We start from the raw sequence: 17,231 nt of genomic DNA, 5'->3' as shown, positions 1-17,231 counted from the left end.
CAGACATAGTCCGGGGGTGAGTACTCGCACCGCCCGCGCCGACCACCCCCGGACACCCCGCCGACGCCCGGCGTGGGCAGGTCGCAACTACAGCCTGCTCACCGCCTCCGCCGTCGTCACCAACCTCGGTGCGCACGGCGCGCTCATCGCCGCCGCGTTCGCCGTGCTGGAGGCAGGCGGCTCGGGCGGCGACGTCGGTCTCGTCGCGGCCGCCCGTACGCTCCCCCTCGTCCTGTTCCTGCTCGTCGGCGGGGCCCTCGCGGACCGGCTGCCGCGGCACCGGGTGATGGTCGCGGCCAACGCGCTCAACTTCCTCTCGCAGGGCGCTTTTGCCGCGCTGGTGCTGCTCGGCGAGCCGCAGCTGTGGCAGATGATGGCGCTCACCGCGCTCTGCGGCGTCGGCCAGGCCTTCTTCAACCCGGCCGCCGAAGGCATGCTGCTGGCCACCGTCTCCGGCGAGAACTCCAACCGCGCCTTCGCCCTGTTCCGGATGGCCGTGAACGGGGCGGGCATCGGCGGGGCCGCGCTCGGCGGGGCCATGATCGCCGCGATGGGGCCCGGCTGGGTGCTCGCGGTGGATTCCGCCGCCTTCGCCGTCGCCGGTCTGCTGCGCGCCTTCCTGGACGTCGGCGGCACCCCGGAGCGGGAGCCGGGCGGCGGCCTGCTGTCCGACCTCCGCGAGGGCTGGGTGGAGTTCCGGACCCGGCCCTGGCTGTGGAGCATCGTGCTCCAGTTCTCCGTGGTGGTGGCCGTGGTCGGCGCCGCCGAATCGGTGTACGGGCCGCTGGTCGCCCGGGACCAGCTGGGCGGCCCCGCACCCTGGGGCGTGGCCCTGGCCTGCTTCGGCGTCGGCACCATCGCCGGCGCGGTGCTGATGGTGGCGTGGAAACCGCGCCGCATGCTGCTGGTCGGCACCCTGTGCGTCTTCCCGCTGGCCCTGCCCTCGGCCGGGCTGGCGGTTCCGCTGCCGGTCTGGGCGCTGTGCCTGGTGATGTTCGTCAGCGGCGCCGCGATCGAGGTGTTCGGCGTGAACTGGATGACGACGATGCACCAGGAGATTCCCGAGGACAAGTTCTCCCGGGTCTCCGCCTACGACTGGTTCGGATCGGTGTCGCTGCTGCCGCTGGCGACGGCGGTGGCGGGGCCGGCGGAGTCGGTGTTCGGGCGGACGGAGGCGCTGTGGGGCTGCGCGGCGCTGGTCATCTTGGTCACCGCCCTGACCCTCCTGGTCCCCGACGTCCGCCACCTGACCCGCCGCCCCCCGAAAACCCTCTCCCCGGCCCCGCCCCCGGCCCCGGGCTTGGCCCCGTCCCTGGCCTCGGGCCCGACCCCGGACTTGACCGGTGCCCCGCCGGTCACGACGCCGGCTGCCTCCCCCGCGGCGGTCCGGCCCGGCGCCTGACGGCCGGTGGGCCGAAAGACCTGGGGCTCCGCCCCAGACCCCGCGCCTCAAACGCCGGCGGGGCTGGGTGGGTCCGCCCGGCGGAATCCGAAAGCGGGCCTTCGCGCCCGGCAACTCCAGCCCCGCCGGCGATTGAGGCGCGGAGGTCCGGAGGCAGCGCCCCCGCAACGGCGCCGCACCGCACCACCGGCAGAGCCCCATCCAGCCCCGCCGGCGATTGAGGCGCGGAGGTCCCGGGGCCGGCGTACGGGAGCGGTGTCGCGGCCCGGCAAGGCTGGCGCACGGGCACGGGCAGCGGGTTGCGGCCGGTGGGGTCAGCCGAGGGTGAAGGTGTTCGGGGGTGGCTGGGGCGAGGGGGAGGCATGGCCGTCGGGGACCGGGGTGGCCGAGCCGATCAGCCGGGCCAAGCCCGCCCCCGCCTCCACCCGCGCCGGAAACACATCCCCCGCACACCGCCGCGCCAGCACCCCCACCGGCACCTCCCCATCCGACGCCACCAGCACCGCGTTCCCGAACCGCCGCCCCCTCAGCACCGACGGCTCCGCGATCAGCGCCAGCTCCGCGAACACCGCCCGGAAGTTCGCCAGCTGGGCGCGGAGGAACCCGAACGGCGCCCCGTCCGCCAGATTGGCCGCGTACAGCCCGCCCGGCCGCAGCACCCGCGCCGCCTCCCGCGCGTACTCGACGGAGGTCAGCTGCGCCGGCACCCGCGAGCCGCCGAAGACATCGGCGACCAGCACGTCCGCGCTCGCCGCGGGCGCCTGCTCCAGCCAGGCCCGGGCGTCGGCCGCGTGCAGGGTCACCCCCGCGTCCGCGGGCAGCGGCAGGTGCTCGGCGACCAGGTCCAGGAGTTCCGCGTCGAAGTCCACCACCTGCTGCCGCGACCCCGGCCGGGTCGCCGCCGCATAGCGCGGCAGGGTCAGCGCGCCACCGCCCAGGTGCACCAGGTCCAGCGGTGCGCCCGGTTCCGCCGCGCAGTCCAGGACGTGGGCGAGCCGGCGTGCGTACTCGAACTCCAGGTGCTCCGGATCGTCGAGGTCCACGTACGACTGCGGGGCCCCGTCGACGGTCAGAAGCCACGCCCGGTCCCGGTCGACGTCCGGCATCAGCTTCGCGGTGCCCTGGCCCACCTCCCGGATCACCGGGATCTGCTCGTCGGTCTGCTCGTCGCTCACCCCACCATTGTCAGGCAGCCCAGACCCGCGCCACCTCGTCCGCGTGCGCGGCCGCCTGGGCGAGGCCTGCCCGCGCCGCCGGGGCCCGCCGCGCCGGATCGAGCACGTTGCGGCCGAAGGCCTTGCGGGCCTCCGGGGAGGGGTGGATCAGCGCCACCTCCGCCCCGGCCCTGCGCAGCGCGGCGGCCTGCGCCCGGGCCGAGGGGACCATCCGGGACCCCAGCGAGATCGGGGCGAGGACCACGATCCGCCGGTAGCCCGCCGCGAGGTCCGCGTTGGCGGAGGACCGGATCCCGCCGTCGATGTAGCGGCGGCCGTCTATGGTGACCGGCGGCCACACCAGCGGTACCGCGCAGCTCGCCGTCACCGCGTCGACCAGCCCGGCCCCGCTGTCCCGCTCGAAGGCCTTGAGTTCGCCGGTGAGTGCGTCGACCGCGCTGACCACCAGCCTCCGGCGGGGCCATTCGTGCGAGCGCAGGCGGGCCGCGAGGACGGTGCGGCGGGCCGCCTCGTCCTCGGTGGCCGCGGCGAGGGCGAGGGCGCCGACCCGCCGGCGGTAGGCGGTGGCGCTGCGGGAACCCAGCATGGCCAGGGCGTAGCGGGCGAGGGTGCCGGTGCCGAGCCGGGCGGCGGCCTCCTGGGCGGGGTCGACGAGCTGGCGCTCGTACAGCTCCCTGGGGTCGAGGAGGCCGGAGGTGAGCTGGGCGCCGACGACGGACCCGGCGGAGGTCCCGACGACGAGGTCGGCGTCGAACAGGTTCACACCGGCCTCGGCCAGGCCGTGGAGGATGCCGCACTCCCAGCCGACCCCGGTCAGCCCCCCGCCGCCCAGCACCAGCGCCGTCCCGCCCAGTGCCGTTTCCTTCGCCGTCCCGCCGCCCGTCGCCGTCATCGCCGCCCCCGTCCCCCGTCCTGGATACCGGCGGTTCCGCCGTTTGAGGCCCAGATTACGGCGCTCGGCCGTTCGCTTCGGTTAGTCTCCCCGGATGTCCCTCCTCCTCGCGCCGTGGATCCGGCTGTCGCTGCTCGTCCTGCTGCTGGCGGCGGCGGGTGCCTGCGTGCTGGTGTACGAGCCCCAGCGGCTGCTGTCCGAGGGCTGGCCGCCCGGGCTTCCGGTGGGCACGGCGGTGCTGCTGTTCGCGGCGGCGTACGGGGTGTGCACGGCGGCGTTCGTGCCGCGGCCGCTGCTGAACCTGGGCGCGGGTGCGGTGTTCGGGGCGCAGTTCGGGCTGGTGGCGGCGGTCGGCGGCACGGTCCTGGGGGCCGGTCTGGCCTTCGGGCTGGGCCGGGTGATGGGCCAGGACGCGCTGCGGCCGCTGGTGCGGGGTCGCTGGCTGCGGGCGGTGGACGGGCAGCTGAGCCGGCACGGGTTCCGGTCGATGCTGGCGGTGCGGATCTTCCCGGGGGTGCCGTTCGCCGCCGCCAACTACTGTGCCGCGGTCTCCCGTTGCGGGTGGCTGCCGTTCCTGCTGGCCACGGCGATCGGCACGGTGCCGAACACGGCGGCGTACGTGATCGCCGGCGGCAATGCCGGTTCGCCGACCTCCCCCGCGTTCTTGGCCGCGTTCGGTTTCATCGCCGTATCGGGCCTGCTGGCGGGGGTCGTGGCCTGGCGCAAGCGGCACCGGCTGACGGCCTCGATGCCCGCCCAGGGCACCCCAGTGGTCAACGGAGTTCCGCACGGGCCCTAGCATCGGACCCGAACTGCCCGACGATCACAAGGACGAGCGCACCCCGACATGAGCTGGTTCGAATCCCTAATCCTCGGTCTCGTCCAGGGGCTTACGGAGTTCCTCCCGATCTCTTCCAGCGCCCACCTGCGGCTGACCGCGGCGTTCGCCGGCTGGAAGGACCCGGGTGCGGCCTTCACCGCCATCACGCAGATCGGCACCGAGACCGCGGTGCTCATCTACTTCCGCAAGGACATCGCGCGGATCATCTCCGCCTGGTTCCGGTCGCTGACCAACAAGGCGATGCGGTCCGACCACGACGCCCAGATGGGCTGGCTGGTGATCGTCGGCTCGATCCCGATCGGTGTGCTGGGCGTGACGCTCAAGGACCAGATCGAGGGCCCGTTCCGTGATCTGCGGCTGATCGCCACCACGCTCATCGTGATGGGCATCGTGCTGGGCATCGCCGACCGGCTGGCGGCCCGCGACGAGATCGGCGGCCGGCACCGGGCGATCCGGGACCGCAAGACCCTCAAGGACCTGGGCGTCAGGGACGGCCTGATCTTCGGCGTGTGCCAGGCGATGGCGCTGATCCCGGGTGTGTCCCGCTCGGGTGCGACCATCTCCGGCGGTCTGCTCATGGGCTACACCCGTGAGGCGGCGGCCCGTTACTCCTTCCTGCTGGCCATCCCGGCCGTGCTGGCCTCCGGGGCATACGAGTTGAAGGACGCGGGCGAGGGCCACGTGTCCTGGGGTCCGACCATCTTCGCGACGGTCATCGCCTTCTTCGTCGGCTACGCGGTCATCGCATGGTTCATGAAGTTCATCACCACGAAGAGCTTCATGCCCTTCGTGATCTACCGGATCCTGCTGGGCATCGCCCTGTTCGTGCTGGTCGGCACGGACGTGCTGAGCCCGCACGCGGGCGAGTCCGGCCACTGACCCGCGGTCCTTTTCGAATCCGGACCGAACCGAGACGCCCCCGCGCACACCGCGGGGGCGTCTCGTCGTCAGCCCCCGGTGGATCCTCCGCCGAGTCCGTCCAAGCCCTTCTTCTTCACCTCGGCAAGGGCCTCGTAGTACGCCGCGAGGTAGGCCTCGTCGGACAGGGCCGAGCACTCGGGCGGTCGCGGGTCGGCGGTCAGCTCGGCCGGGTTCGTCGCGGCCTGGTCGACGACGGCCTGCACGCAGCGCGCCCGCTGCTCCGCCACGCTCGAGGAGGGGGCGGTGGCGCCCGGCGCGGGGCCGGTCGCGGTGGGCTGTGCGGTGGGCGGTGCCGTGGACTGCGTGGCGGTCGGCGTCGTGGCGCCGGGTTTCGGGTCGGAGCTGCCGGAGCAGCCGGCCAGAGCGGCGGCCACGAGGGCGGCCGCAGCCAGGGTTCGGGTCGTGCGCATGGTTCCCCCAGGGGTTCGGGTGCGCTGCATCATGCAGCGAGACCTCCGCCCGTGGCGAGAGCACGGTGGAACGTTCCCGGATGGCTTCCGCGTCGTTGTGAGAAGAGAAGGCCGACATACGAACGACAGGTGACGTGCAGGGGGTGTCCGATGGGACGAGTGGTGCTGGAGCGATTTCCGGCCGGAAGTCCGAGGGGGAGCTGGCCGGCCGAGGAGTACGCGGCGCAGCGGATGCGGGAGGGGGTGCCGGCCGAAGTGGTGATGGATCTGGCCACCGACGCCTTCCTGGTCGTCGTACGGCAACGGGACGCGCGGCGTTCCGGCCACTGACCGGCTCCACTGATCCGGCCGGCCGGCGCACGCCCCTTGGCCTCCGTGCCCGACTGATCCACACTGGGCCGATGACGCAGCGTGTGGACCTGGCGACCGTAATGGACCGGCTCGCCGTGGACGAGGTGATCACCGGGTACGCCGTCGCCGTCGACGACGGCGACTGGGCGGCGTACCGGGCGCTGTTCGCCCCGGGCGGGCGGGCCGACTACCGCTCGGCCGGCGGGATCGACGGGGCCGCCGGCGAGGTGGCGGAATGGCTGGCGGAGACGATGAAACTGTTTCCGGTCCGCCAGCACCTGATCGTCAACCGGCGGGTGGTGCTGGAGGATCTGGGCGGCTCCCCCGGCGACCGGGCCGAGGTGCGCGCCGATTTCGTCAACCCCATGCGGCTGGTCGGCGAGGCCGAGGACGGGACCGTCACGGCACCGAACTTCGTGGCCGCCGGCCGGTACACCTTCGCGCTCGCCCGCACCCCGGACGGCTGGCGGATCGCCTCCGTCACCGTCCACGAGAAGTGGCGTCATCTGACCGGCTGACCCGGCGCGGTCCACACTGGAGGGGGAGGCGCGTCATGCTGACCGACCGGCCGGGCCGGACCCGGCGGTGGCGGGCGGCGGCCGCGGTACCGGCCGGTGCCCTGCCGGCGCTCGCTTTTCCCGCGCCCGCGCTGTGGTGGTCGGGGTACGTGGCCCTGGTGCCGTGGATGCTGCTGCTGCGGACCGCCCCGAGCGGGCGGCGGGCCGCCCTGGAGGGCTGGCTGGGCGGGACCGGCTTCGTTCTGGCCGTACACCACTGGCTGCTGCCGAGCCTGCACGTGTTCCTGCTGCCGCTGGCGGCCCTGCTGGCGTTGCTGTGGATCCCCTGGGCCCTGCTGGTACGGCAGTTGCTCGGGGGGAGTCCGGGTGCGGGGCGGGCGGCGGCCGCGCTGGTGCTCGTACCGGCGGGCTGGCTGCTGTCCGAGCTGGCCCGGTCCTGGGAGGGGCTGGGCGGGCCGTGGGGGCTGCTGGGCGCCGGACAGTGGCAGGTGCCGGCGGCGCTGCGGCTGGCCTCGGTGGGCGGGGTGTGGCTGCTGAGCCTGCTGGTGGTGGCGGTGAACTGCGCACTGGTCCTGCTGATCGCGGTGCCCGCGGCCCGCCTCCCGGCGCTCGCCGGGGTGACGGGCTGCGCGGTGCTGACGGGCGCGGTGTGGCTGTGGGCTCCCCGGCCGGAGCTGTCGGGCGGGCTGCGGGTGGCGGTCGTACAGCCCGGGGTGGTGGGCGGCGCGGACAGTGTGGAGCAGCGGTTCGCGGTCGGGGAGCGGCTGACTCGGGCGCTGGCCGGGCAGCGGCTGGATCTGGTGGTGTGGGGCGAGAGCAGCGTCGGGGCGGATCCGGCGGCACGGCCGGACCTGACCCGGCGGCTGGCGGCCCTGTCGGCCGAGCTGGATGCCCCGCTGCTGGTGAACGTCGACGCCCGGGGCGCGGACCGGCCGGGGATCTACAAGTCCTCGGTGCTGGTGGGACCGCACGGTCCGACCGGCCCCCGGTACGACAAGATGCGGCTGGTGCCGTTCGGGGAGTACGTTCCGGCGCGGTCCGCGCTGGGCTGGGCGACCTCGGTGGGCAAGGCCGCCGGGGAGGACCGGCGGCGGGGCACCGCCCCGGTCCTGATGGCCCTGCCCGACCGGCCCGAGGTCAGGATCGGCCCGCTGGTCTGCTTCGAGTCGGCGTTCCCCGACATGACCCGGCGGCTGGCCCGGGACGGCGCCGACCTGCTGGTCGCCCAGTCGGCGACCTCCACCTTCCAGGACAGCTGGGCGCCCGCCCAGCACGCCTCGCTGGCGGCCCTGCGGGCGGCCGAGGCGGGCCGGCCGATGGTGCACGCCACCCTCACCGGCATCAGCGTGGTGCACGGCCCGTCCGGGGAGCGCATCGGCCGGCCGCTGCCGGTCTGGGCGAGCGGAACGGCCGTGTACGACGTCCCGCTCGCGCACGGCAGCACCCTGTACGCCCGCTTCGGCGCCTGGCCGGTCGCGGCCGCGCTGCTCTCGCTCGCCGGGTACGGGGCGGTGGCGGCCGCCGGGAGGCTCAGGAACCGGCCTGCTCAAGCGCCGACAGGACCACCCGCTCGCACAGCTCGTGGGTGAGCAGTGCGTCCCGGGCGCTCAGCACCTTGCCGGCGGCGACGGCCTCCAGGAAGGCGTCCACCACCTGCTCGATGCCGCGCTGGCGGGCCACCGGCACCCAGTCCCCGCGCCGCCGGACGGTCGGCTGGCCGCGGTGGTCGATGATCTCCGCGAGGTTGACCACCTGCCGCTTGGTGTCCTGGCCGGAGACCTCCAGGATCTCCTCGGTGGAGCCGGACAGCCGGTTCATGATGCCGAGCGCGGTGAAGCCGTCCCCGGACATCTGCAGCACCACCTGGTGCATCAGGCCGCCCCGGATCCGGGCCCGGACGTCGATGTGGTCGGCCTCGCCGGGCAGCAGGAAGCGCAGGGTGTCCACGACGTGGATGAAGTCGTCCAGCACGAGGGTGCGCGGGTTCTCGGGCAGTCCGACGCGGTTCTTCTGCATCACGATCAGCTCGCGCGGGTGGTCGGCGCACTGCGCGTAGCCGGGCGCGTGGCGGCGGTTGAAGCCGACGGCGAGGGACACCCCGCGTTCCTCGGCGAGTTCGACCAGCCGTTGGGAGTCCGCGTACTCGTAGGCGAGGGGCTTGTCCACGTAGGTGGCGACGCCGGCTTCGAGCAGTTCCGTCACGATCTGCGGGTGGGCCGTCGTGGCGGCGTGCACGAAAGCGGCGTCCAGGCCTTGGTCGATGAGCGAGCCGAGGTCGGTGTGGCGGCGGGCGGCCGGGACGCCGTACCGGTCGCCGAGCTCCTCCAGGACGGCCCGATTGCGGGTCTGCAGGTGCAGTTCGAGGCCTGGGCGGGCCGTGAGGACCGGCAGGTACGCCTTCTGCGCGATGTCACCGAGTCCGATGCATGCGACCTTCACCGGGATCCTCCTCTTTCCTGCGCTTTGGTTCCCCGTGGGACTGCGGGCAGCTTAATCCCTGGTGCGCGAACGCGGGTTCGCCGAGGATATGGCCATGATCTCTTCTGAAGACGCACGTCCCGAGCCGTCCACCACCGCGAAGGAGCGGGAGATGCTGGACGGTTGGCTGGACTACCACCGGGCCACCCTCGCCCGAAAGTGCAAGGGCCTGGAGGAGGAGCAGCTGCGCCGGGCCGCCGTGCCGCCGTCCGAGCTGACCCTGCTGGGTCTCGTACGGCACATGGCGGAGGTGGAGCGCTGGTGGTTCCGCGAGATCACCCTGGGCCTGGAGCTGCCGGAGCTGTACTCCACCGAGGAAGACCGGGACGGGGACTTCCACTTCGGCCCGGAGGACACCTGGGCCGAGGCCGACCGGGTGTGGCGGACGGAGGTGGAGGCCGCCCGCGAGGCGGTCGCCGGCCGGTCGCTGGACGAGGTGTCGGTGGCCGTGCACCCGCGCCGCAAGGAGCGGTTCAACCTGCGCTGGGTCTACACGCACATGATCGAGGAGTACGCGCGGCACAACGGCCACGCGGACCTGCTGCGGGAGCAGATCGACGGGGCAACCGGCGCGTAGGTGTCACTCATGCGGGGTCATTATGGCCCGCGGGTTTTCGCAACCGGGTCCGCGCAGAGCAGAGTTGCGCGAGTGCATCCAACCCGAACCACGACAACCCTGCTGCTCGGAGTCGCCTGTGCCGTCTCGGCCGTCTCCGGCTGTGTGAATGTGACCCCGGGGCCGGTCCAGCCCGCCGGGGCCCCCACGGCGGGGGTGCCGCCGCAGCACGGGCCGCGGAGCGGCCCGGGGGCCGCCCCCGTGGAAGTGCAGGCACCCGCCCTGGAGGCGCTGCGGGCCGCGCCGGCGCCCGCCGGGGACGGCAGCTCCGTCCCGCCGGCGGCCCCGGTCCGGCCGGCCGCCGCCGAGCCCTCGGGCGCCCCGCAGGAGGCGGCCGCCGGCGGGACGGAGCTGCCGCCGCCGGTTCCGGACATCCCGGAACCCCCGGCCGCGGCCGAATCGGCGTCCGGCCGGCCCGAAGGCTCGGGGAAGCGGCAGCAGCCGGAGGCCAAGAAGGTGGAACGGGAGCTGATGAAGCGCCTGCCCGTGCGCCCCGCGGACGTGTGCGCCCTGGGCCGCAAGCACGGCAGCTGGCAGCCGGACAGCCCGGAGGCCCGCATCTGCGCGGGCGTCCAGGAGGGCTGAGCGGTCGGTCCTCCCGGCCGGTGAACGGTCAGCCCTGCTGGCCGGGGAAGGGCCCCGGGTTGGGATGGTCGCCCGGCGGAGCGGCGAGCTGCTGCTCCAGCCGGGCGATGGCCCCCCGGATGCCGTTGCCGTACCCGTCGTCGGCGAGTGCGGTGGTGGCGGCGCGGGCCCGGGCGAGGTGGACCCGGGCCTCCTCGGGCCGCTGGAGCTTGACGTAGTCCGCGGCCAGATTCAGGTGCAGGGACGGGTAGAAGGCCCGGACCGCCACGTCCGGCTCGTGCCGGGCGAGCCGCTCGTCGCCCAGCCCGTCCGCGGCGGTCAGCGCCCTCAGGTCCCAGGCGAGTTCATCGGCGGGGTCGTCCTGCGCATCGGCCATGTAGTGCGCCAGGGTGCAGCGGTGGAGGGGGTCGCCCTCCTCGCCGATCTCCGTCCAGATCTCGCCGAGACGGTTGCGGGCCTCCTCGCGGTCCCCCGCGTGCAGCAGCATGATCGCCTGGCCGATCCTGGTCATGACGGCGTCCTCCGACGCCTCCTGCTGCTCCGTCACCGCGGCCTCCGGCTTCGTCCTGTCAGACCTGTCCGGTCTGATCATCAACAAGCTATCCGGAGGCACCGACAATGCCGCCGAGGCGCGGTCGGGCGATCGGGCGTCAGCCCAGGTCGGGGATCCGCCAGTCGATCGGCTCGTGCCCCTGCGCGGCGACGGCCTCGTTGATCTGCGTGAAGGGCTTGGAGCCGAAGAACTTCTTCGCGGACAGCGGCGAGGGGTGCGCACCCTTCACGACCACGTGCCGGGTCTCGTCGATCAGCGGCAGCTTCTTCTGCGCGTAGGCGCCCCACAGCACGAACACGGCCGGGTCGGGCCGCTCGGCCACCGCGCGGATCACCGCGTCGGTGAACTTCTCCCAGCCCTTGGCCTTGTGCGAGTTGGGCTCGGCCTCGCGGACCGTGAGCACCGCGTTGAGCAGCAGCACGCCCTGCTGGGCCCACGGCATCAGGTAGCCGTTGTCGGGAATGGGCGTCCCCAGCTCGGCCTGCATCTCCTTGTAGATGTTGCGCAGCGAGGGCGGGGTCTTCACCCCCGGGCGGACCGAGAAGCACAGGCCGTGGCCCTGGCCGGCGCCGTGGTACGGGTCCTGGCCGAGGATCATCACCTTGACCCGGTCGTACGGCGTGGCCTCCAGCGCGGCGAAGACCTCCTCGCGCGGCGGGTAGACCGGCCCCTGGGCCCGCTCCAGCTCGACGAACTCGGTGAGTTCCTTGAAGTAGGGCTTGTCCAGTTCCTCGCCCAGGACGGGCAGCCAGGATTCGGGCAGCATCTCGGTCACGTCGACAACCTCCGACAATCGTTCAGCAACTGATCGGAGAATCTACCGGCGCCCACTGACACTGCCCGAACCCGCTGCCCGGCCTGCTCGCCGAACCCGCTGCCTGCCTCCGCGGCTACCAGCTGGTCTTGCGGTACAGCTCCCACATCTGCATGGCGGTCTGCGGGTCGAGCGCCCGCTCGGAGCCCGCGATGTCCTCACCGGCCGCCACGTAGAGCTTGCCCTGCCACAGCGGCAGCAGCCGCACGTCCTCGGCGAGGATCTGCTGGGCCCGCTCGAACTGGCTGCTGACCGCCGAGCGGTCGCCGGACCGCCGGGACTTGGGCAGCAGGTCGTTGATGATCTCGGTCGGCTCGTACGGGGTGCCGACCGCGTTCTCCTTGCCGACGAACGGCGCGATGAAGTTGTCCGGGTCCGGGAAGTCGGGGAACCAGCCGCGCCCGAAGACCGGGTACTGGCCGTTCTTGTAGCCCGCCTGGAATTCCTTCCAGGGCTTGCCCTGCAGGCTGACCTTGAACAGGCCGCTCTCCTCCAGCTGCCGCTTGAGTTCCTTGAACTCGGCCTCGGTGGAGGAGCCGTAGCGGTCGGTGGTGTAGAAGAAGCTCAGCTCCACCGGGGTGGCGACGTTGGCGTCCTTGAGCAGCTTCTTGGCCTTGGGGATGTCCGGGTGGGCGAACTTGTCGAAGAACGGCGTCTTGTGGCCCACCACGCCCTTGGGAACCATCGAGTACAGCGGTTCGGCGGTGCCCTGGTAGACCTCGGAGACCAGGGTGCCGCGGTCGACGACCTGGGCGATGGCCTGGCGGACGGGCAGCTGCCGGACGGCCGGGTCCTTGGGGTTGAAGACCAGGTAGCGGATCTCGGCCCCGACGTTGGCGACGACCTGGATGCCCTGATCGCGCGAGTTCGGGGTCTGCAGCTCCTTGATCTCGGCGGCGGTCAGACCACGGTAGGTGGCGTCGATCTTCTTGTCCTTGAGGGACGCGACCATCTTGCCGGAGTCGTCGAAGTACCGGATGGTCACGCCGTCGTTCTTGCGCTGCGCGAAGCCCTGGTAGTCGGAGTAGCCGCTGAGCTCCGCCTTCTCCTTGTCCACGTACTCGTCCAGGACGTACGGCCCGGAGCCGGTGACCTTGCCGTCCTCGCGGACCTTGTCGGCCGGGTAGTCCCTGGGCGCCACCAGGGACGCGGCCGGGGAGCCGAGCACGTACGGGAAGGTCGCGTCGGGGGTCTTGAGGTGGAAGACGACGGTCTGCGCGTCCGGGGTCTCGATCCGCTCCAGGCTGCCGAACAGGTCCTTCGGGCCGACCTTGGAATTGATCGTCCGGATGCGGTCGAAGGAGTGCTTGACGGCCTTGGAGTCGAGGGGCTCGCCGTTGGAGAACTTCAGGCCCTTGCGCAGGGTGCAGCGGTAGGACTCGTTGACCGAGTCGGTGAACTCGCAGCTCTGCGCGGCGTCCGGCTGCGGCTTGACGCTGCCGGTCGGGAAGGCGAGCAGGGTCTGGTAGACGTTCCGGTACAGCTCCCAGGAGCCGTCCCAGGCTGCCGCCGGGTCGAGCGTGCTGGGCGCGCTCGTCGTGCCGACGACGATCCGCTCTCCGCTGTCGCCACTGTCGCCCGAGATCAGCCCGCAGCCGGCGAGCATGGATATGGACGCAAGGGCTGCAGTGATCTGCAGGCATCTGGTCCGGTTGAACACGTGCACGCTCCTCGATCAGCCTGGGTGCGGCAGACCATACCGCAGTACCCCACGAATCCAATGGGCAGGTTCCGTGGGGTACTTGACCGGTTCTATACATATTCGGGACACATTTGCCGCCCTTTGAGGGGCAAATGTGTCCGGTTATCGGTCAGTGAACTCCGGCATTGAGAAACATTCCTCCATCAACGACCAGAGTCTGCCCTGTGATCCATTCCGCTTGCTCCGAGGTGAGAAATGCGGCGGCTCCGCCGATGTCGGCCGGAACACCCAGCCGGCCCAGCGGGTAGGCGGCTGCCGCCTCGGCCTCCCGGCCCTCGTAGAGCGCCTGCGCGAACTGCGTCTTGACCACCGCGGGGGCGATCGCGTTCACCCGCACACCCGGCGCCATCTCGTGCGCGAGCTGCAGGGTGAGGTTGACCATGGCGGCCTTGCTCATCCCGTAGGCGCCGATGAACGGCGAGGCGGAGACCCCGGCGATGGAGGCGATGTTCACGATCGCCCCGCCGTTGTCCTTCTGCCAGGCGTGCCAGGTGCGCTGGGCGAAGCCGAGCGCGGAGATCACATTGGTCTCGAAGACCTTGCGGGCCACCCCGAGGTCCAGGTCCGCGATGGGGCCGAAGACCGGATTGGTACCCGCATTGTTGATCAGGAAGTCGACCCGCCCGAATGCCTCCATCGTGCGCTCGACGGCGACGGCCTGATGGGCCTCGTCGTGCGCCTTCCCGGGCACCCCGATCACCCGGTCGGCCCCGAGCTGCTCGACGGCCTCCTTGAGGGTCTCCTCGTTCCGGCCGGTGATGCAGACCCGGTCGCCGCGGGCGACCAGCGCCTCCGCGATGCCGTAGCCGATGCCCCGGCTCGCGCCCGTGATCAGCGCGACCTTGCCGCTGTCGGTCCCGTTGTACGCCATGTCCGTACGCCCTCTCTCGTGCTAGTTGAGCGGGCCGCCGGCCACGTACATGACCTGGCCGGATACGAAGCCGGCCGCTTCGCCGGTGAAGAAGGCGATGGCGTTGGCGATGTCCTCCGGCCGGCCGACCCGCTGGACCGGGATCTGGGTGGCCGCGGCGGCCTGGAAGTCCTCGAAGCCCATGCCCACGCGGGCGGCGGTCGCGGCGGTCATCTCGGTGACGATGAAGCCCGGGGCCACGGCGTTGGCGGTGATGCCGAACTTGCCGAGCTCGATGGCCAGGGTCTTGGTGAAGCCCTGCAGGCCGGCCTTGGCGGCGGAGTAGTTGGCCTGGCCGCGGTTGCCCAGCGCGGAGCTGCTGGACAGGTTGACGATCCGGCCGAACTTGGCCTCCACCATGTACTGCTGGCAGGCCCGGGACATCAGGAAGGCACCGCGCAGGTGCACGTTCATGACGGTGTCCCAGTCGTTCTCGCTCATCTTGAAGAGCAGGTTGTCGCGGAGCACGCCGGCGTTGTTGACGAGGACCGTCGGGCCGCCGAGCGCCCCGGCGATCCGCTCGACCGCGGCCTCCACCTGGGCGGCGTCGGACACGTCGCAGCCGACCGCGAGGGCCTTGCCGCCGGCGGCCGTGATCGCCTCGACGGTGTCCTTGCAGGCACCCTCGTCGAGGTCGAGGACCGCCACGGCCCGGCCCTCCGCGGCCAGCCGCACGGCGGTGGCGGCGCCGATCCCCCGGGCCGCCCCGGTGACGACGGCGACGCGCTGCTCGGTCGTGGACATGCTGGTTCTCCTCGCCCTTGAGAGACGGCCGCCCAGGCCTGAGCAACCGCTTAGTAGCTTCAGCTGAGGAGACGCTAGGGACCGCGCCACTCCCTGTCAACGCCGCCGCCCCCGACGTCAGCGCACCAGCAGGTCCAGCAGCCGTTCCAGCTCCGCCTCCGGGTCGGCGGTAAGCCCGGTGTGCACCGGCCCCGGCTGCACGACCGTGCTCCGCGGTGCGATCAGCCAGCGGAAGCGGCGCCCCGGGTCGTCCCCCGCGGCCTGGCCGGCCGACTCCCCGCCCGCGCAGACCCCTTCGACCGCCCGGAGGGCGGCCCGTACGCCGGTCACATCGGCCTCGGGGTCCAGCGCCAGCAGCTTCGCCTCGTCCAGGTGCGTCCGCGCGGCCACGTAGCCGTGCGCCCGGCAGTAGACGATCACCCCGGCGTTGAAGCACTCCCCGCGTTCCATCCGCGGCACCACGCGCACCAGCGCGTACTCGAACACGTCCCGCTTGGTCACCGGCTGTCGCTCTTCTTCTTGTAGGGCCGTTCGATCAGGGGCTGGAGCCAGCCCGGCGGCTTCGACGGGGCCTTCACCGGAGCTTCCATCGAGATCCGTTCGTGGATCGTCGCGGCCCGCGGCAGCAGCGCGTCCACGTAGGCCCGCCGCAGCTCGTCGGTGGAGTCGAAGCCGGGCTCGTCGACCAGCCACTCGTCCGGAACGTCCGCGGCGATCTCGGCGAGCAGTTCCGCGGTGACCCGGGGGGCCAGTTCCGCCGCGGCCGCGGCGATGTCCGGCCCGGCCGGGGCCAGGACGTGGTCGGAGGCGTTGTACGGCTTGGCGGCCGCCGCCGGGGCGCCGGGCCAGTTGTGGTGCCAGATCATGGTGGCGCCGTGGTCGATGAGCCACAGATCGCCGTGCCAGACCAGCATGTTGGGGTTGCGCCAGGACCGGTCGACGTTGTTGATCAGCGCGTCGAACCAGACCACGCGCCCCGCCTCGACCGGGTCCACCTGGTACGCGAGCGGGTCGAAGCCGATCGAGCCGGGCAGGTAGTCCATCCCGAGGTTGAGCCCGCCGCTGGCCTTGAGCAGTTCCTGGACCTCTTGGTCGGGCTCGGCGAGCCCGATGACCGGGTCCAGCTGGATCTGCACCAGCTCGGGGACCCGCAGGCCCAGGCGCTGGGCGAGCCGCCCGCAGATGACTTCGGCGACCAGGGTCTTGCGCCCCTGGCCGGCTCCGGTGAATTTCATGACGTAGGTCCCGAGGTCGTCGGCCTCGACGATCCCCGGAAGCGAGCCGCCCTCACGCAAGGGCGTGACGTAGCGGGTCGCAATCACTTCTGTGAGCATTTTCCCAGGGTATCCATTCATTAAGCCTTTCAATCAAAGGCACACTCTCCTCCTGCGTGTCCCTTCGGCTTGCCGGCCTAGGGCCCTGGGGAGAATCTGGGGAGTTTCAGTCAGTGCCCCGCTCCCCGGCGAGTGTCGAGGGGCTCCACCGCCAGAGTAGGCGTCGTGATCGTCGCGCCCTACCGAGATTCCTGGGGCTCGACGGTGCCAGGTCCGGCAATGGGAGAGCTCGGACTTCGCCGCTCGCCCAGTCGCCCGCACCCTGGCGTGCCGCTTCACCAACCGCCGTACCGATGCCCCCACGTCGCGTACGCAGCGCCCACTTGCGCGCGGAACCCACCCGTCCAGCACACGCTGGCTCGGCTTCGTCACCGTCGACGCCAGAACATCCTCACCGCACTACGCCGCGCCCTCACTCCCCAGGCCTGAGCCAAACGGACCTCGTGGATGACCAGCCCAACCGGGGAAGCGCAAGACCTCACGGCCGGCGCCGAACCGCCGAACGGAGCCACCGTCCGGCTTTCCCCCAGGCCCCGTGATCGTGCGCTTGACGTATTTCTATGGGGACGCGGGTACGGCGCGCCCGTCTTCCTGTCACCGCCGGTGCGGGGGGGGGGCCGGAGTGGCCAGGAACGGTCCTGGCCACTCCGGCTTGCGGTCACCTCCTTCGGCGGCCTCTCCGACCCGACCGATGCATCGCGGCGAGGGCCATGGCGCGCTCGCGTGGCGTGCAGCCGCGGGTCATCCACAGCAGGACGCCGTAGCGGACGACATCCCGTCCGAGGCGCAGACCGAGGTTGACGCCCATCCACGGGGCCAGGGTCTCGGCCCAGCTCTCGGCCTGGTTGAGCAGCTCGTTGAGGTCCATCTCTTCCTCCCGTTCGTGTCGGTCTCTCCGACACGAACGAGACTCCCGTGCAGGGGAGTTGTGCAGAACAGCCGCCGAGGCGGCTCGCCACCGACGCAATTCACGTACGCTGCTGGC

Annotated in this window: 20 protein-coding genes; 8 read left to right on the top strand and 12 right to left on the bottom strand. The window is 72.2% G+C overall.

Annotation, left to right across the window (positions count from 1 at the left end; genetic code table 11):
• The first annotated feature begins 16 nt into the window (after positions 1-16).
• Positions 17-1,402 (top strand): MFS transporter, encoded by a 1,386-nt coding sequence (locus tag AB0447_RS15625; RefSeq protein WP_366477184.1) that lies wholly within the window; start codon positions 17-19, stop codon positions 1,400-1,402.
• A 314-nt stretch (positions 1,403-1,716) separates the two neighbouring features.
• On the opposite strand, the gene AB0447_RS15620 is transcribed toward AB0447_RS15625, so the two are convergent.
• Positions 1,717-2,508 (bottom strand): fused MFS/spermidine synthase, encoded by a 792-nt coding sequence (locus AB0447_RS15620; RefSeq protein ID WP_366477291.1) that lies wholly within the window; start codon positions 2,506-2,508, stop codon positions 1,717-1,719.
• A 79-nt stretch (positions 2,509-2,587) separates the two neighbouring features.
• A complete protein-coding gene (locus AB0447_RS15615; RefSeq protein ID WP_366477183.1) occupies positions 2,588-3,469 on the bottom strand; it encodes a patatin-like phospholipase family protein in 882 nt (293 codons plus the stop codon).
• 94 nt (positions 3,470-3,563) lie between these two features.
• Between AB0447_RS15615 and AB0447_RS15610 the strand changes: the two genes are divergently transcribed.
• Both AB0447_RS15610 and AB0447_RS15605 read left to right on the top strand, forming a co-directional pair.
• The gene (locus AB0447_RS15610) at positions 3,564-4,268 is read left to right on the top strand and encodes a TVP38/TMEM64 family protein (RefSeq protein ID WP_366477182.1); all 705 of its coding nucleotides are present in this window, start codon (positions 3,564-3,566) and stop codon (positions 4,266-4,268) included.
• A gap of 48 nt (positions 4,269-4,316) precedes the next feature.
• Positions 4,317-5,189 carry an undecaprenyl-diphosphate phosphatase gene (locus AB0447_RS15605; protein WP_366477181.1) on the top strand — a complete coding sequence of 291 codons (873 nt, stop codon included), beginning with the start codon at positions 4,317-4,319 and terminating at the stop codon, positions 5,187-5,189.
• 68 nt (positions 5,190-5,257) lie between these two features.
• Here AB0447_RS15605 and AB0447_RS15600 read toward each other — a convergent pair whose 3' ends face one another.
• The gene (locus tag AB0447_RS15600; RefSeq protein ID WP_366477180.1) at positions 5,258-5,641 is read right to left on the bottom strand and encodes a hypothetical protein; all 384 of its coding nucleotides are present in this window, start codon (positions 5,639-5,641) and stop codon (positions 5,258-5,260) included.
• Between the two features lie 150 nt (positions 5,642-5,791).
• Here AB0447_RS15600 and AB0447_RS15595 point away from each other — a divergent pair, with 150 nt between their 5' ends.
• From AB0447_RS15595 to lnt, 3 genes are all read left to right on the top strand, one after another.
• A complete protein-coding gene (locus AB0447_RS15595; protein WP_366477179.1) occupies positions 5,792-5,971 on the top strand; it encodes a hypothetical protein in 180 nt (59 codons plus the stop codon).
• Positions 5,972-6,042: 71 nt separating this feature from the next.
• Positions 6,043-6,510 (top strand): nuclear transport factor 2 family protein, encoded by a 468-nt coding sequence (locus tag AB0447_RS15590; RefSeq protein ID WP_366477178.1) that lies wholly within the window; start codon positions 6,043-6,045, stop codon positions 6,508-6,510.
• 35 nt (positions 6,511-6,545) lie between these two features.
• Positions 6,546-8,099 (top strand): apolipoprotein N-acyltransferase, encoded by a 1,554-nt coding sequence (lnt, locus tag AB0447_RS15585; RefSeq protein WP_366477177.1) that lies wholly within the window; start codon positions 6,546-6,548, stop codon positions 8,097-8,099.
• Here lnt and AB0447_RS15580 read toward each other — a convergent pair.
• Entirely contained in the window at positions 8,041-8,949 is a 909-nt protein-coding gene (locus AB0447_RS15580) for a Gfo/Idh/MocA family oxidoreductase (protein ID WP_366477176.1), read from the bottom strand. The genes lnt and AB0447_RS15580 overlap by 59 nt on opposite strands.
• An 88-nt stretch (positions 8,950-9,037) precedes the next feature.
• Between AB0447_RS15580 and AB0447_RS15575 the strand changes: the two genes are divergently transcribed.
• On the top strand, positions 9,038-9,565 hold the full coding sequence (locus AB0447_RS15575) for a DinB family protein (RefSeq protein WP_366477175.1): 528 nt from the start codon (positions 9,038-9,040) through the stop codon (positions 9,563-9,565).
• A gap of 72 nt (positions 9,566-9,637) precedes the next feature.
• On the top strand, positions 9,638-10,189 hold the full coding sequence (locus AB0447_RS15570; protein WP_366477174.1) for a hypothetical protein: 552 nt from the start codon (positions 9,638-9,640) through the stop codon (positions 10,187-10,189).
• A gap of 28 nt (positions 10,190-10,217) precedes the next feature.
• On the opposite strand, the gene AB0447_RS15565 is transcribed toward AB0447_RS15570, so the two are convergent.
• The 8 genes from AB0447_RS15565 to AB0447_RS15530 form a co-directional block, all read right to left on the bottom strand.
• On the bottom strand, positions 10,218-10,736 hold the full coding sequence (locus AB0447_RS15565) for a hypothetical protein (protein ID WP_366477173.1): 519 nt from the start codon (positions 10,734-10,736) through the stop codon (positions 10,218-10,220).
• A gap of 103 nt (positions 10,737-10,839) precedes the next feature.
• Positions 10,840-11,508, bottom strand: a complete 669-nt coding sequence (locus tag AB0447_RS15560) for a uracil-DNA glycosylase (RefSeq protein ID WP_366477290.1) — start codon at positions 11,506-11,508, stop codon at positions 10,840-10,842.
• Positions 11,509-11,632: 124 nt separating this feature from the next.
• Positions 11,633-13,216 carry an ABC transporter substrate-binding protein gene (locus AB0447_RS15555; RefSeq protein WP_366477172.1) on the bottom strand — a complete coding sequence of 528 codons (1,584 nt, stop codon included), beginning with the start codon at positions 13,214-13,216 and terminating at the stop codon, positions 11,633-11,635.
• A gap of 151 nt (positions 13,217-13,367) precedes the next feature.
• Positions 13,368-14,129: an SDR family oxidoreductase gene (locus tag AB0447_RS15550; RefSeq protein ID WP_366477171.1), complete on the bottom strand. Its 762-nt coding sequence runs from the start codon at positions 14,127-14,129 to the stop codon at positions 13,368-13,370.
• Positions 14,130-14,150: 21 nt separating this feature from the next.
• A complete protein-coding gene (fabG, locus tag AB0447_RS15545; RefSeq protein ID WP_366477170.1) occupies positions 14,151-14,912 on the bottom strand; it encodes a 3-oxoacyl-ACP reductase FabG in 762 nt (253 codons plus the stop codon).
• A gap of 117 nt (positions 14,913-15,029) precedes the next feature.
• Positions 15,030-15,413 carry a DUF3037 domain-containing protein gene (locus AB0447_RS15540; protein WP_366477169.1) on the bottom strand — a complete coding sequence of 128 codons (384 nt, stop codon included), beginning with the start codon at positions 15,411-15,413 and terminating at the stop codon, positions 15,030-15,032.
• Positions 15,410-16,246 (bottom strand): HipA family kinase, encoded by an 837-nt coding sequence (locus tag AB0447_RS15535; RefSeq protein WP_366477168.1) that lies wholly within the window; start codon positions 16,244-16,246, stop codon positions 15,410-15,412. The genes AB0447_RS15540 and AB0447_RS15535 overlap by 4 nt, the downstream gene beginning before the upstream one ends.
• Before the next feature lie 658 nt (positions 16,247-16,904).
• Positions 16,905-17,114, bottom strand: a complete 210-nt coding sequence (locus AB0447_RS15530) for a hypothetical protein (protein ID WP_366477167.1) — start codon at positions 17,112-17,114, stop codon at positions 16,905-16,907.
• Between the last annotated feature and the right edge of the window lie 117 nt (positions 17,115-17,231).

Origin of the sequence: Streptomyces sp. NPDC051211 (assembly GCF_040689505.1) — a bacterium.
Taxonomy (GTDB): Bacteria; Actinomycetota; Actinomycetes; order Streptomycetales; family Streptomycetaceae; genus Streptomyces.
The sequence above is the reverse complement of the archived record's forward strand: the minus strand, read 5'-3'. Positions and strand labels throughout refer to the sequence as shown.